Annotated in this window: 12 protein-coding genes; 3 read left to right on the top strand and 9 right to left on the bottom strand. The window is 69.0% G+C overall.

Annotation, left to right across the window (positions count from 1 at the left end):
- Window positions 1-291: 291 nt before the first annotated feature.
- The 8 genes from OCQ_RS10925 to OCQ_RS10890 form a co-directional block, all read right to left on the bottom strand.
- Window positions 292-2,907 (bottom strand): helix-turn-helix transcriptional regulator, encoded by a 2,616-nt coding sequence (locus tag OCQ_RS10925; protein ID WP_014380013.1) that lies wholly within the window; start codon window positions 2,905-2,907, stop codon window positions 292-294.
- Window positions 2,908-3,387: 480 nt separating this feature from the next.
- A complete protein-coding gene (locus OCQ_RS10920; protein ID WP_014384582.1) occupies window positions 3,388-6,045 on the bottom strand; it encodes a helix-turn-helix transcriptional regulator in 2,658 nt (885 codons plus the stop codon).
- A gap of 549 nt (window positions 6,046-6,594) precedes the next feature.
- Window positions 6,595-7,830, bottom strand: coding sequence for a cysteine--1-D-myo-inosityl 2-amino-2-deoxy-alpha-D-glucopyranoside ligase (mshC, locus tag OCQ_RS10915; protein WP_008256229.1), 1,236 nt, complete (start codon window positions 7,828-7,830; stop codon window positions 6,595-6,597).
- 163 nt (window positions 7,831-7,993) lie between these two features.
- On the bottom strand, window positions 7,994-8,761 hold the full coding sequence (locus OCQ_RS10910; RefSeq protein ID WP_085976493.1) for a 3'(2'),5'-bisphosphate nucleotidase CysQ: 768 nt from the start codon (window positions 8,759-8,761) through the stop codon (window positions 7,994-7,996).
- A 75-nt stretch (window positions 8,762-8,836) separates the two neighbouring features.
- Entirely contained in the window at window positions 8,837-9,652 is an 816-nt protein-coding gene (locus OCQ_RS10905; RefSeq protein WP_263646723.1) for an SCO1664 family protein, read from the bottom strand.
- Window positions 9,636-10,223 carry a DUF3090 domain-containing protein gene (locus OCQ_RS10900; protein WP_008256222.1) on the bottom strand — a complete coding sequence of 196 codons (588 nt, stop codon included), beginning with the start codon at window positions 10,221-10,223 and terminating at the stop codon, window positions 9,636-9,638. The genes OCQ_RS10905 and OCQ_RS10900 overlap by 17 nt, the downstream gene beginning before the upstream one ends.
- A 61-nt stretch (window positions 10,224-10,284) precedes the next feature.
- Window positions 10,285-11,037 (bottom strand): histidine phosphatase family protein, encoded by a 753-nt coding sequence (locus OCQ_RS10895; RefSeq protein ID WP_041784961.1) that lies wholly within the window; start codon window positions 11,035-11,037, stop codon window positions 10,285-10,287.
- 74 nt (window positions 11,038-11,111) lie between these two features.
- Window positions 11,112-11,414, bottom strand: a complete 303-nt coding sequence (locus OCQ_RS10890; protein WP_014384579.1) for a hypothetical protein — start codon at window positions 11,412-11,414, stop codon at window positions 11,112-11,114.
- Window positions 11,415-11,550: 136 nt separating this feature from the next.
- Between OCQ_RS10890 and OCQ_RS10885 the strand changes: the two genes are divergently transcribed.
- The 3 genes from OCQ_RS10885 to OCQ_RS10875 are packed head-to-tail and all read left to right on the top strand — an operon-like array spanning window position 11,551 to window position 13,954.
- The gene (locus OCQ_RS10885; protein WP_225336872.1) at window positions 11,551-12,591 is read left to right on the top strand and encodes a YncE family protein; all 1,041 of its coding nucleotides are present in this window, start codon (window positions 11,551-11,553) and stop codon (window positions 12,589-12,591) included.
- Window positions 12,588-12,857, top strand: coding sequence for a DUF5703 family protein (locus tag OCQ_RS10880; protein WP_008256210.1), 270 nt, complete (start codon window positions 12,588-12,590; stop codon window positions 12,855-12,857). The genes OCQ_RS10885 and OCQ_RS10880 overlap by 4 nt, the downstream gene beginning before the upstream one ends.
- A 32-nt stretch (window positions 12,858-12,889) precedes the next feature.
- Window positions 12,890-13,954 carry a quinone-dependent dihydroorotate dehydrogenase gene (locus OCQ_RS10875; protein ID WP_162130210.1) on the top strand — a complete coding sequence of 355 codons (1,065 nt, stop codon included), beginning with the start codon at window positions 12,890-12,892 and terminating at the stop codon, window positions 13,952-13,954.
- Window positions 13,955-13,956: 2 nt separating this feature from the next.
- Here the strand turns inward: OCQ_RS10875 and OCQ_RS10870 are convergent, their stop codons facing one another.
- Window positions 13,957-14,487: a YbhB/YbcL family Raf kinase inhibitor-like protein gene (locus OCQ_RS10870; protein ID WP_008256205.1), complete on the bottom strand. Its 531-nt coding sequence runs from the start codon at window positions 14,485-14,487 to the stop codon at window positions 13,957-13,959.
- Window positions 14,488-14,513 lie beyond the last annotated feature (26 nt).

Raw genomic sequence — 14,513 nt, 5'->3', positions numbered from 1 at the left:
AGAGTGACCGTTGGTAGCGTCAGGCAGAGTTCGCCGAGAATTCGCGTGGTAGCGCGGATTTGATTCTGCTGCAGCGTGTTTCGCGATATTGCTGCCTTTGTTGTTCGGCGAAGACGCGGGCGCCGGCCTGTGTTGACGGCCGCAGGGAGAGACAGAGGGGCGTGCCGCAGACGACGGGCTACGGCTCCCCCGCGGCGATGGACCCGCAAATGCGGCAGCCGGGCCGGGAAAGGTCGGCTTGAGCGGCCAGCGCGGCCTGTTCGATGGCCATCCGCCGGCGCGGAACCGTCGTCATGACGTGCTCGAATCGTCGTCGTGCGTCGCGGACCAATCCAGGTTCAGTAGCTGAACGAGCTGGTCGCGATTGTTGACGCCGAGTTTGGTGAAAAGCCGGTACAGGTGCCCCTCGACGGTGCGCACCGAAATAACCAGCCGGTCGGCGATCTGACGATTGGACAATCCGGCCGCGACCAGCAGCACGATCTGACGTTCACGCCCACTGAACGGAAGGGGGCGCGCCGCGGCCTCGAGCGCCGGTGTACGCACGCCGCACTGGCCCGCCAAAGCATGGGCCCAGCTCGACGACTCGACCTCCTTGCGCCGCTCGCCGCGCCGGGCATGCTCGCCGGCCGCCTGGGCCGACGCGTCGGCGGCAAAAGCCAACGCACCGAGATCGGCGAATTTGTGCGCGGCGACATCGAGCAGATCACCGTCGTGCTGCGCCAGACCGCGGGCTTGGTCAGCGACCGCTTGCGCCGATGAAGAGCCCAGCATTCGGGCGAGCTCATCCACCCGGGTGGCCTGTGACCGGTCCCCGAAGCGAACGGCGGCATGGCGCGCCCGCATTTCCGCCACGTGCATCGCGGCCGCTCGCGCGATCTGCGCCGCCTGCATCGCATGCGATTGGGCGGCCGACGTGTCACCGGCAGCTGCCCGCTCCCAGGCCCGGGCAAGCTCGAGTTCGGGCAAAAACACCCCGACGTGGGGTCCATACGTTTCCTCCGCACGCCGCAACGCCGCGCCAGCCGCCGCGCCGTCGCCCCGCGCCCCCTCGGCCTGGGCCAGCAGGGCAGCCACCACCAGCAGCCACGGCGACGGAAAGCCTTGGGACAGCTGCGAAATGGATCGGTCAAGTGTGGCGCACGCCGACGACAGCTCGCCGCGGCTCACCTGCACGAGCCCGAGCATGGCGTCAACCATGGCCTTCGCCGCGGGGAGACCGGTGGCCAGCGCGGCGTAGCGCCTATGGATTCGGTCGGCCGCCGGGTAGTCGCCGGCCGCGGTCGCGACCATGACCTCGGCCATTCCGATGGCGAATCGCTGCGCGCCCGCCCTGCAGAGTGCCGTCGCGCGCACACCGGCAGCGGCGATGCGGCTGACTTCGGAAAAGCGCCCGGCCGCCATCAAGGCGCCGCATGTCGCGACGGCCGCCCACACGGTCGCCATCGGCACTACGTCGGCCTCGCACAGACGCGGCCCGAGCTCGATCGTCGTCTCAATGTCGCCGCAGAAGAACCCGATTGATATCTCCAGCGCGGCGAGCAGCTGGAGGGCGCCCTCGGCCACGAGGCGCTGCCTCGCCTCGGCCACTACGCGCGTCGCGGTTTCGGCGTCACCGCAACCCCACGCCAAGTTGGCGGCGCGCAGGCAGCCCCACCGCGCGATCAGCCAGTCGTCGGCGTCACTGAGGTCGACGTCCAGCAGAATGGATTCGGCCTCCTCGCCGCGCCCCTGCCAACTCACCGCCTCGGCAAGCACCAGAGCGGCCGGCAGGCCACCACCGCGTTCGACCGCGAACTTGGCCAGTTCCTCACCAAGCGCCACGTTCGACATCGCCAGTGCGCTGGCCGCCGCATCGATGACCACCTCTAGGTCGGGCTCCAGGTCGCTGCGCAACATGAACTGAGCCAACCGGATTCGGCCTCGCGGATCGGCGAAGTGCGAGCGCCGCCCGCCCGCCCTCAGGTGCCTCCGAAGGGTTTTCGCCAGGATGCCGTTGAGCTGCCGCGAGCGCACTATCCCCGCGTGGCGGGTGGCCGCTTCACCGAGCATGGGGTGATTGAGTTGCGCCAGGGTGTGGGTTCCGTCGGCGACCAACTGGATCAGACCACGACGCTCGAGGTTTGCCATCGCGTCGGCATCGCAGATGTCGCGCAGGATCTCCCACTCCAACACCTCGGCGGTGGCCAAGACCTCGACCACCTCCAACTCCTCTGGAGTCAGCGACTGCAACCGGAATTCCAAAGCGTCGCGCAGTTCGCGATCCGCCCGCAGCGGGCCTTGTAGTTGCCAGCCATGCTCGGCGTGAACCAAGGTCCCGCTTTCGCGGCCGGCCGTCAGAAAGCCCCGCAGTAGCAACGGGTTGCCGGCGCTGCGCTCGAACAACTCGTCGACCAGTCGCGGGTCGACCGGACCACCCAGAACCGTGCCGGCCAATAGCTCGGTCTGCTCGCGCGTAAACGGGTCGATGTGAACGGTCAACAACAGGCGCTCTTTCAGCAACACCGTCAACGCGTCCAGCACCGGCTCACCGGATCGGATCGTCACGATCAACCGCGCGCCGCCGCCGGCCGCAAGCTGATTGACCAAGGTGGCCGACAGCGGATCGAGCAGCTGCGCGTCGTCGACCACCACCACCAGGTTCTTGTCCTGGCTCAGGGTGTTATGGGCGGCGGCCAGCATGATTGCCGGTTCATGCCCCACCCCGAGGCTCACCGCGCGCGAAAAGGCGCCCAGCGGCACGGCCCAGCCCGTTTGGGTGCCCAGTGCAAATCGCACCGTGCGCCCGGCCGACTCCACCGTCTTCGCGAGCATGCGCGCCAAGGTCGACTTGCCCACGCCACTGTCGCCGATCAGCGCCACACCGTGGAAGTCCCCGTTGTTCAGCGCGGCCAGCGACCGGCGCAACTCCGCATCGCGTCCGACGATGGGCCACGTCGACCCATTTGCCCTCTGTGTCAAACGATGTATCTCCCCGCTCCCCCAAGCCGGCGACGTCGCGGCCAGACTGCTGCTGGTCCGTGACGGGCGCGAGCCAGTGCCGTTGTCGTCCACCGGACGACGCCCTGGGCCGCCGCTACACAAACCCGGACCGCGCGCCCGCCAGATAAAGCCTGAAGGCGTCCAACGAAGTCGAGGCCGGCGCCAACGGCTCCGATGCGCGTCGGTCCTCGACTATCGGCGACTCACACGGCGAGGCCGTCTCTGCGGGTACGGACGGGCCGACATCGTGATTAACGATCGCGACCGCGCGCTTGCGACTGCCACTCATGTGCCGGAGGGTATGGTCCCTCGAGCAGGCATCGCCGGAATCCGGATACAAGTCGAGTGGTGCGCGCCTGGAGATCGAGTGGCGGCCCGTCGAATCGATCGGTTGCCGACGAAGACTCAGCCGGTCCGCGGGTGATCGTGGCGCTCGTAACGCAGCGACTCGTCGCCGCGACGTGACAACTCGCTTCGCATGGACGGCTCCCTGCGCATCAGGCAGATGAGCTGCTCGCGAGTGTTGATCCCGAGTTTGGCGAAAAGCCGATACAGGTGTCCCTCCACCGTGCGCACCGAGATGACCAACTGGTCGGCGATCTGCCGGTTGGATAAACCGGCCGCGACCAGCATGACGATCTGGCGCTCACGGCCGCTGAAGGGAAGTGGGCGTGCCGCGCTCTCGACCGCCGGTGTGTGCAACTCGCAATGGCTCGCCAAAGCGTGCGCCCGGGTCGACGACTCAAATTTCTTGCCGCGATCGCCTCGGCGGCCATGCTCGCCCGCCGCCTGCGCCCACGCGTCCGCGGCAAGCGCCAATGCGCCGAGATCAGCGAACCGACCCGCAGCGGCATCGAGCAGGGCACCGTCGTGTTTCGCCAGAGCGCAGGCATGGTCGGCGACCGCCGCGGCCAACGGGGTGTTCAGGATACGAGCGAGTTTCTCCAGCGGCGTGGCCTGCGAAGGATCGCCGAAGCGCACGGCCGTGTGGCGTGCCCGCATCTCCACCGCATGCATCTTGGCCGCTCGCGCGATCTGCGCCGCTTGCGTCGCGTGCGCTTGGGCGGCCGACGTGTCACCGGCAGCTGCCCGTTCCCAGGCCCGGGCGAGCTCGAGTTCGGGCAGGAACACCGCGACATGCGGTCCGTAGTTTTTCTCCGCTCGCCGCAGCGCCGCGGCGGCCGCCGCACTGTCGCCCCGCGCCCCCTCGGCCTGGGCATGGAGGGCGGCCACCACGATCAGCCACGGCGACGGAAACCCCTGGGCGAATACCGCAGTGGCATTGGTGAATACAGCGCACGCTGACGCCAGCTCACCGCGGGCTACCTGCACCAGCCCGAGCATCGCGTCGACCATGGCCTCCGCGGCAAGAAGGCCGGCGGCCATCGCGGCGTAACGCTCGTAGATCTGCTCCGCCGCCCGATAGTCGCCGGCGGCCGTCGCCGCCATGACCTCGGCCATGCCGATGTTGAATCGATGCGGTCCCAATCCGCACAGCTCGGCCGCGCGCGCCCCGATGGCCGCCAAGCGGGGAACCTCGGAAAACCGCCCGGCTCCCGCCAACGCACAACATGTCGGGAAAACCGCCCACACGGTCGCCATCGGCAGTGCATCGGATTGGCATAGGCCCGGCCCGAGTTCGATCGTCGTCTCTACGTCGCCACGGAAGTACGCCATGGAGACCTCCAGCCCGTTGATGAGGCGGAGGCACAACTCGGACGAGACAAGCTTTTTCACGTCATCGAGTACCTGGGTGGCGGATTCGACGTCCCCGCAACCCCAGTACAAGTTGGCAGCGCGCAAGCAGCCCCACCGCGCGATCAGCCACTCGTCGCCGCCGTCGGGCTCGGCGTCGACGAGCACGGCGTCGGCCTCCTCGCCGCGCCCCTGCCAGCTCACCGCCTCGGCGAGCACCAGAGCGGCCGGCAGACCGCCGCCGCGATCGACCGCGAACCTCGCCAACTCCTCGCCCAACCCCACATTCGACATCGCCATCGCGTCCATCCCCGCCTTGATGACCATCTCCAGGTCGGGCTGTAGATCGCTTCGCATCATGAACTGGGCCAGCCGAATTCGTCCCTGTGGGCCGGGCAACCCCGGCAGCCGGCTCCCTGCCCGCTGCTGCTTTTGAAGGGCTCGCGCCAATTCGCCGTTGAGTTCCCGGATGCGCACCATCCCGGCGTGGCGGGTCGCCGCTTCACCAAGCATCGGGTTGTTCAACTGCGCCAGAGCGTGGGATCCGTCGGCGACCAACTGGATCAGACCACGACGCTCCAGGTTCGCCATCGCGTCGGCATCGCAGATCTCCCGCAGGACCTCCCACCCCAGCACCTCGCCGGTGGCCAAGATCTCCACGACCTCCAGCTCCGCTGGGGTCAGCGAGCGCAGCTGAAACTCCAGAACGTCGTAAAGTTCGCGATCTGCGCGCAGCGGGCCTTGGAGTTGCCAGCCGTGTTCGCCCTGAACCAGGGCCCCATTTTCGCGGCCGGCGGTCAGAAATCCGCGTAGGAGCAACAGGTTTCCCGCACTGCGCTCGGACAACTCGTCGACCAAGCGTGGGTCTACCGGACCACCCAGAACCGCACAGGCCAATAGCTCGGTCTGCTCGCGCGTGAACGGATCGATGTGAACGGTCAGCAACAGGCGCTCTTTCAACAATGCGGTCACCGCGTCCAAGACCGAATCGCCGGACCGGATGGTCACGATCAACTTCGCGCTGCGGCCGGCCGCAAGCTGATTGACGAAGGTGGCCGACAGCGGATCGAGCAGCTGCGCGTCGTCGACCACCACCACCAGGTTCTTGTCCTGGCTCAAGGTGTGATGCGCGGCGGCCAGCATGATCGCCGGCTCGTGTGCCACCCCAAGGCTCACCGCGCGAGAAAACGCGCCCAACGGCACAGCACGACCCGTTTGAGTGCCCAGCGCAAATCGCACCGTGCGCCCCGCCGACTCCACCGTCTTCGCCAGCATCCGCGCCAGCGTCGACTTGCCCACGCCACTGTCGCCGACCAACGCGACGCCTTGGAACTCGCCGTTACTGAGCGCCCCCAGCGATCGTCGCAACTCGACATCGCGCCCAACTACAGGCCACGCTGACCCCCTACCCCCGTGCATCTGAAGCCCTACTTAATTCAAGGGCGCAGTGCGCGTATTTCGTGCATACATATCAGGCAGCTTCCGTGGGTTCGGTCGTAAATCTCCATCGGGGCCGGCACGGCCCAGCGGTAGCCGCCACACGTTGTTTGTGCCGCCGACTACGATCGCGACTTGCCGGTCAGCCTCGCCGTCTGCCCGATATCCACCGAGCTGACCCGCTCCTCGTACGCACGGGACCTCACCCCTCTAGAACCAGTATTACTTGAAATATACTCGGGTAGGCCGCGGACAGCAAATTATTTTCTACCCCTCAATTCACACATATGTAAATTAAATATGCTGATTGTACAGCTGTTTCATAAGTTTCCCGGGGCACCGGCCGAGGCCCCCTTAGCAAACTCATAGGAACGGCTTGAATCGGCTCAGGCGCCGTCCGCGGATGCATGACTTTCGCGTCGACTCCGCTAGAGGTTGCAGAACGTGCGAGCGGTTTTCCTCGCGATAGGTTTACCGCGACTACAGGGCCACGCCCAGGAGCGCATCGACCGCGGTCGCCACCAAGCGGGGCGCCTCGGCGTCGTGGCCACCGTACTCGAGCGCATCGGTTGACCAACCATCAAGCGCCGCAAGCGCTTTGGGCGTGTCGAGGTCGTCGGCCAGATATTGGCGCACCCGCGCGATCACGTCGGCGGCGTCGGGGCCGGTCGGGAGCGCGGTCGCGGTGCGCCAGCGCTGCAGCCGGGCGACGGCCTCGTCGAGCACCTGCTGGCTCCAGTACCGGTCGCCGCGGTAGTGGCCGGCCAGCAGGCCCAGCCGGATGGCCGCCGCCTCGACGCCTTGGGCGCGCAGCGTCGACACCAGCACCAGGTTGCCTCGGCTCTTGGACATCTTGTGCCCGTCCCAGCCGATCATCCCGGCGTGCACGTAGTGGCGCGCGAATCGCCTTTCGCCGCGGACACATTCGGCGTGCGCGGCGGTGAATTCGTGATGCGGAAAGATCAGGTCGCTGCCCCCGCCCTGAATGTCCAGGCCGCTGCCGATGCGGCTGAGGGCGATCGCCGCGCACTCGACGTGCCAGCCGGGCCGTCCGTCGCCGAACGGCGAGGGCCAGCTGGGCTCCCCGGGCCGCGCCGCCCGCCATAGCAGGGCGTCGAGCTGATCGGTCTTGCCGGGCCGCTGCGGGTCGCCGCCGCGCTCGGAGAACAAGCGCAGCATGGTTTCTCGGTCATAGCCCGACTCGTAGCCGAACTGGGGCGTGGCGTCGGCGCGGTAGTAGATGTCGGGGTATTCGCCCTCGACGACGTAGGCCGCCCCGGACGCCAGCATCTTCTCGACCAGCTCGACGACCTCGGCGATCGCCTCGGTCGCCCCGACGTACTCGCGGGGTGCCAGCATGCGCAGCGCGGTCATGTCCTCACGGAACAGCGACACCTCGCGCTGCGCCAGCTCCCGCCAGTCGATGCCGTCGCGCTCGGCGCGCTCCAGCAGAGGGTCGTCGACGTCGGTGACGTTCTGGACGTAGTGGACGTCGTGGCCGAGATCCAGCCATTGGCGGTAGATGAGATCGAACGCCAGATAGGTTGCGGCGTGGCCCAGGTGGGTCGCGTCGTACGGGGTGATGCCGCAGACGTACATCGTGGCGGTCGACCCGGACGCCACGGGGCGCACCTGCCGGTCAGAGGTGTCATACAGCCGAAGCTCCGGGCCGCGCCCCGCCAATACGGGGACCTGTGGGGAAGACCACGACTGCATGGCAATCAGCCTAAGCGCGTCGACGAAGCGGCCCGCGCAGTGGGCCGCGGAGGAGCCGCGCAATCAGCCCCAGCGCGTCGACGATGCGGCCCGCGCAGTGGGCCGCGGAGGAGGCGCGCAATCAGCACAGCGCGTCGACGAAGCTGCCCGGAATCGCCCACCCTTAGCGCCAGGCGTCGCGGATGGCTCCCAGCAGGATCGGGGCCAGCTCGGCGCGGCACATGACGAAGTCGGGCAGGTACGGGTCGAGCTGGTTGTAGCGCATCGGCGATCCGTCGAGCCGCGAGGCGTGCATCCCGGCGGCCATCACCACCCCGGCCGGGGCGGCCGAGTCCCACTCCCACTGGCCGCCGGCGTGCACGTAGGCGTCGACGTCGCCGTCGATGATGGCCATCGCCTTGGCGCCCGCCGAGCCGATCGCGACCGGCTGAATGGGCAGCGTCTGCCGCATCCGGTGCAGGACCGCCGGGGGCCGGGTGGCGCTGACGGCGATGCGGATGGTGTCGGTGACGCCGGCGCGGGCGGCGCCGGCCGTCACGGTGTCGCTGCGGTAGACGATGTTGCCACGCGCGGGCAATGACACCGCCGCGTCGGTGATCTCGCGTTGGCCATCGCTGGGTCGCTGCCACAGCGCGATGTGGACCGCCCAGTCGTCGCGGCCCGGCGTGGAGAACTCGCGGGTGCCGTCCAGCGGGTCGATGATCCACACCCGGTCGTGCTGCAGCCGGGACAGGTCGTCGTAGGCCTCCTCGCTGAGCACCGCGTCGCCGGGCCGCTCGACGCGCAGCCGCCGCAGGATCAGGTCGTTCGCCAGGCTGTCACCCGCGTCGCCCAGCGCCCAGGGATAGCCGAACCCGACCTCGTCGCGGACCTTGAGCAATAACTCCCCCGCTTCGGCGGCGAGATCGGCGGCCAGCGCGGCATCGGTCATCTCGTCCGACTCGTCGTCGGGGGCATGGCTCACCGGTTCAGTATCGCCGACGCCGTGCCGCGCTTGCGATCACCGCTAGAAAGCCGGCCACGGGATCGGGCGATGCCGGTTGGGTCCCGGCATCACCGGATTGTCCAGCAGCGCGTGCGCGCGCATGCGCAGCGCGGCGATCTCCGCGGACGTGATGTGCTCGGCCAGTTCGTCGCCGAACGAGCCGGTGAGGGCCTCGGCGAGGCCGGCGACGGCCTTGCACGTCTGACTGTCGATCGGCTTGCCGGCCCACCCCCACAGCACGGTCCGCAGCTTGTCCTCGACGTGCAGGCACACACCGTGGTCGACCCCGAAGATGTGGCCGTCGAGGTCGCGCAGGACGTGGCCGCCCTTGCGGTCGGCGTTGTTGACCAGCACGTCGAACACCGCCATCCGCCATAGGCGAATGTCGTCGGCGTGCATCAACACGACCTCGTCGCCGGCGTAGTCGTAGGCGCGCAGCACCGGCAGGTAGCCGGGCTGGGCCTTGCCCGCGGGAAACAGGTCGACCAGATCCGGGCCCGGCCGCGGCTCGGTGTCCACCGTGTCGCCGGGTTGCTGCACCCACTGCTGCAACATGCCCGGGCCCGCCGGCCCGTGGCGAATGATCGTGTAGGGCACGATGTTCCAGCCCAACTGCGCCGACACCAGGTATGCGGCCCGCTCGCGGCCGGCCAGCGTTCCGTCGGGAAAGTCCCATAGCGGCGCCTCGCCGGCGACCGGCTTGTAGACGCAGTGCACCGCGCGCTCGTCGAGCGTAGATTCGCACAGGAAGGTGGCGTTGCTGGCCGAGCGGATCCGTCCGATGACCGTCAGCTCGCCGTTGCGCAACACCTCATGGTCGTCACACCTCGGGGTCATCGTCAGACCCGAGAAGCGCATTGCGCCGATAGCCGTTGGCGCGCGCGCAGATATGTCCCTCCGGGTCCAACGGTTCGTCGCACAGCGGGCACGGCGGACGCCCGGCCGAGATCACCCGGTTGGAGCGGCTGGCGAACTGCCGCGCCGACTCCGGCGTCAGGAACACCCGCACCGCGTCGGGACCCTCCTCGGTGTCGTCGAGCACCACCGACGCATCGAACTCGGCGTCGGTGACGGCCAGCAGCTCGACCACCACGGTCTGGGCCTCCGAATCCCAGCCCAGACCCATGGTCCCGACCCGGAACTCGGCGTCCACGGGCGTGATCAACGGCTTGAGGTCCTCGACCTCGGCGGGCTCGGGCGGAACCGGCGTGCCGAACCGGCGATTCACCTCGAGCAACAGCGCGCCGATGCGTTCGGCCAGTACGGCAACCTGCTGCTTTTCCAGGATCACCGACACCACGCGCGCGTCGTGCACCGCCTGGATGTAGAACGTGCGATTTCCGGGCTGGCCAACGGTCCCGGCCACGAAGCGGTCGGGGGTGCGGAAGACGTGAATTGCGCGGGACATGGCACCTCCAAAATACCGGCTGTTGCCGTCGCCGTGCGATCCGATAGTGGTGGCAGTCGAATTAATCCGTCGAACCGCCGACCACGGCGTCGCTGGACGGGACTCCGGCGGCCGGTGGTGCCTGCGCCTCGCCGTTGGGCTGCCCGTCGGTTTCCGCCTTTGCCTCTTCCTTCGGCTGCGGTCCGGCCCGCAGTGCGGCGGACAGCCGCGCGCCGGTGTGGTTGACGTGCAACACAAACGGGCGCAGTTCGGTGTACCGGATCACACTGACCGACGCCGGGTCGGCGGTGACGCGCTGGAACCCGTCCAGGTGTATGCCGTACGCGTCGGCGATCACCGCCTTGATGACATCACCGTGGGTGCAAGCGACCCACAGCGCGTCGCCACCGTGCTCCGAGGCCAGCCGGCGGTCGTGCTCGCGGACGGCGGCGACCGCCCGGGCCTGCACCTGCGCCAGGCCCTCGCCGCCGGGAAAGACCGCCGCGCTGGGATGGGCCTGCACGACCTTCCACAACCGCTCGCTCACCAGCTCGGCGATCTTGCGGCCCGTCCATTCCCCGTAGTCCACTTCGGCGAGCCGGTCTTCGACGAGCGGCGCGAGACACAGCGCGTCGGCCAGTGGTTCGAGGGTGCGACGGCAGCGCAACAGCGGCGAGGTGATCAACTCGCGGATCGGCAGATCACCGATCCGGTCGATCAGCGCGGCGGCTTGCTCGCGGCCCTTGTCGTCGAGGTCGACGCCCTCCGAACGTCCGGCGAGGATGCCGGCGGTGTTCGAACTGGATCGGCCGTGTCGCAGCAGAATGACGGTCATGTCGACCACGACGCTACCCGGTAGGAGGCCCCGAGACCGCAGCTGAGTGGCCCGACGCCGGCGACGCGCGCGGCCTAGCGGGAAACCGGCTCCGCGTGCGCCACGGAGTCGCGCACCGCCGCGCTCAGGCTGCGCTCGTCGGTGAGGTCGATATCGACCAGGCTGCGGACTGCGGTGGCGACCACCTCGTCGGCCTGCGGAACGGGCCCGGCCAGGCGTGGCCGGTAAACTTCCACGACAAGTGATCGGTTCTCGATGTGGAACGAGAAACTTCGCCCATCACCGACTTGTCCGTATCCGCTAGCGAAAATACCTGTCGACATGTCTTCGACAGCAAACTCTTCCTGCGTCATATGACGGTCAGCGGTGACGGCCATGAGCCGACGATACCTCGCCGGTCCGGCCAGACGCGGGCAGCATGGCCCTGTGGGACCGACCTCGTTCCTTAGAATTTGTGTTCCACCGCCGCACCACGAGGGAAAGCACTTGCTGTCACAACCATGGCGCCACAAGCTGGCAGCTCAAGGCGGTGTGTTGAGCCTCGCGGTTTTGCTCGGTGCGACGGTCGGTTGCTCGTCGAATCCGCTCGCCGGCGCGCCGCGCACCATCGAACCCGCGGCGGCGGCCGTGTCGCCGCCGCCGTCGCAGTCGCCGGCCGGCGCGGTGCGGCCGCTGCCCGCCCATGCCGCCGCGGCGGTGTTCGATGCCGGCACCCGCCGGCTGGCGGTCCTGGCGCCGGGCAGCGACCCGGCAGCGCCGGGCAGCATCACCGTTTTCGGTGAGGCGCAGGCCCCGCCGCGCGTCGTCGACCTGCCGGGGCCGGCCAGCGCGTTGACCGACGACGGCCAGGGCACCGCCTATCTGGCCGCGCGCGGCGGCTACTTCGCGGTCGACCTGTCCACCGGCCACACGGCGCAGGTGAGCGTGAGCGACGCGGCCCAGACCGAGTTCACCGCGGTGGCGCGACGCGCCGACGGCCGGCTCGTGTTGGGCAGCGCCGACGGCGCCGTCTACACCCTCGCCTCCCCCAAGCCGGGCGCGGTGAGCGCCGCGAGCGTCGCCAGTCGCAACAAGGTCTTCGCGCGCGTCGATTGTCTTGTCACACAAGGCGATACGACGGTGGTGCTGGATCGCGGGCAGACGTCGGTGACGACGATCGACGCCGACGGCCACGTCCAGCAGGCCCTGCGTGCCGGCCGGGGCGCCACCACCATGGCCGCCGACGCGCTGGGCCGCGTTCTGGTCGCCGACACCCGCGGCGGTCAGCTGCTGGTCTACGGCGTGGACCCGCTGATCCTGCGGCAGGCCTACCCGGTGTCGCAGGCGCCCTACGGCCTGGCGGGTTCCCGCGCGTTAGCCTGGGTTTCGCAGACCGTTTCCAATATCGTCATTGGTTACGACCTGTCCACCGGAATCCCCGTCGAAAAGGTGCGCTACCCGACCGTGCAGCAACCCAACTCACTGGCCTTCGACGAAGCGTCGGACACCTTGTACGTGGTGTCGGGATCCGGTGCGGGAGTTCAGGTCATCGATCACGCGGCGGGTAGGCGTTGACCGCGGCGCGGCACAGCCGCCTGCCCGCGGGCTGGGACACCGAGATGTCCGACGAATACGAATGGGTGCCGCTGCGCCTACCCCCGGAAGTGACCCGGGTCAGCGCGTCGACCCGATTGTCCATCGAGGCCGAATACCGCGGCTGGGAGTTGACCAGGGTGCGGCTCTACAACGACGGCAGCAGACGAGTGTTGTTGCGCCGCAAGAAGTCTCGCCTGGACGGTACCGGTTACGAGGGGCGGCGGCCCGACCAGCCGCAACTGTGACACCCGACCGGCCACGCGCGGGCGGCCACCGGCTGTACGGCCTGCTGCGGCAGCTGTTTTTCGTGATCCCGCCCGAGCGCATTCACACGCTGGTCTTCGGCTTCCTGCGCGGCGTCACGGCCGTCGCCTGGGCGCGCCGGGCCTTGCGCCGGTTGCTGGGCCCGACCGATCCGGCGCTGGCCAGCACGGTGTTCGGGGTGCGTTTCCCGGGTCCGCTGGGCCTGGCGGCCGGCTTCGACAAGGACGGACTGGGCGTACTCACCTGGGGCGCGCTGGGTTTCGGGCATGCCGAGGTCGGAACCGTCACCGCCCACCCGCAGCCCGGCAACCCGGCCCCCCGCATGTTCCGGCTGCCCGCCGACCGGGCCCTGCTCAACCGGATGGGCTTCAACAACCTCGGCGCCGGCGCGCTCGCGATGCGGCTCGCGCGCCAGCGGCCGGAGGTGCCGATCGGGGTCAACATCGGCAAGACGAAGGCAACGCCGGCCGATCAGGCAGTCGACGACTACCGGGCGAGCGCGCGGCTGGTGGGCCCGCTGGCCTCCTACCTGGTGGTCAACGTCAGCTCGCCGAACACCCCCGGGCTGCGTGACCTGCAGGCGGTCGAGTCGCTGCGGCCCATCCTGTCGGCCGTGCTCGCCGAGACGACCACACCGGTGCTGGTGAAGATCGCGCCGGACCTCTCCGATGCCGACGTGGACGCCATCGCGGACCTGGCGGTCGAGCTGGGCCTGGCCGGCATCGTCGCCACCAACACCACGATCTCGCGGCAGGGTTTGCGGACGCCCGGCGTCGACGAGCTGGGCGCTGGCGGCATCTCCGGGCCGCCGGTGGCGCGCCGCGCGGTCGAGGTCCTGCGCCGGCTCTACGGCCGGGTCGGCGACCGCCTGGTATTGATCAGCGTCGGCGGCATCGAAAACGCCGACGACGCCTGGGAGCGGATCACCGCGGGCGCCTCGCTGCTGCAGGGCTACACCGGCTTCATCTACGGAGGAGGCTTGTGGGCCAAGCAGATTCACGACGGCGTCGCCCGGCGGCTGCACGACGGGGGGTTCGCCTCGCTCAGTGAGGCGGTCGGCGCGGCGGCTCGGGGCTGAGCCTACTTCTGTTCGTAGGTGGCGTGGATGACCGCGCGGGCGATGGCGTGCTGGAACAGGTTGAACCCGAGGAAGGCCGGGCTGGCGTCCTCGGGCAGATCCAGCTTGTCGGTGTCCACGGCGTGCACGGCGATGTAGTAGCGATGCGGGCCGTGCCCGGCCGGCGGCGCGGCGCCGAGGTAGCGGCGCAGCCCGGCATCGTTGACCAGCGTGAGCGCGTCACCGGGCAGGTTGCTGCCGTCGCCGGCGCCCTCGGCCAGCTCGGTGACGTCGGCGGGCAGGTTCGCGACCGCCCAGTGCCAGAACCCGGAGGCCGTCGGCGCGTCGGGGTCATAGACGGTGACGGCGAAACTGCGGGTCCCGTCCGGGAATCCCGACCAGCTCAGCTGGGGGCTGACGTCCTCACCACCGGCGCCCATGATGCCGCTGACCTGGGGCTTGGCCAGGGGCTGACCGTCGGTGACCGATTGCGAGGTCAACGTGAACGTCGGCAGCTTGGGCAGCGATGCGTATGGGTCGGGCGCAGTGCTCATGGCGGTCCTCTCGGGTGATCGGCTTG

It is taken from the genome of Mycobacterium paraintracellulare (assembly GCF_000276825.1).
Lineage (GTDB): Bacteria > Actinomycetota > Actinomycetes > Mycobacteriales > Mycobacteriaceae > Mycobacterium > Mycobacterium intracellulare.
The sequence above is the reverse complement of the archived record's forward strand: the minus strand, read 5'-3'. Positions and strand labels throughout refer to the sequence as shown.

What these genes read in the sequence shown, in the direction of transcription:
- mshC (WP_008256229.1), bottom strand. Translation starts at nt 7,830, where the DNA reads ATGCAGTCGTGGTCTTCCCCACAGGTCCCCGTATTGGCGGGGCGCGGC.
- OCQ_RS10910 (WP_085976493.1), bottom strand. Translation starts at nt 8,761, where the DNA reads ATGACCGATGCCGCGCTGGCCGCCGATCTCGCCGCCGAAGCGGGGGAG.
- OCQ_RS10905 (WP_263646723.1), bottom strand. Translation starts at nt 9,652, where the DNA reads ATGACCCCGAGGTGTGACGACCATGAGGTGTTGCGCAACGGCGAGCTG.
- OCQ_RS10900 (WP_008256222.1), bottom strand. Translation starts at nt 10,223, where the DNA reads ATGTCCCGCGCAATTCACGTCTTCCGCACCCCCGACCGCTTCGTGGCC.
- OCQ_RS10895 (WP_041784961.1), bottom strand. Translation starts at nt 11,037, where the DNA reads ATGACCGTCATTCTGCTGCGACACGGCCGATCCAGTTCGAACACCGCC.
- OCQ_RS10890 (WP_014384579.1), bottom strand. Translation starts at nt 11,414, where the DNA reads ATGGCCGTCACCGCTGACCGTCATATGACGCAGGAAGAGTTTGCTGTC.
- OCQ_RS10870 (WP_008256205.1), bottom strand. Translation starts at nt 14,487, where the DNA reads ATGAGCACTGCGCCCGACCCATACGCATCGCTGCCCAAGCTGCCGACG.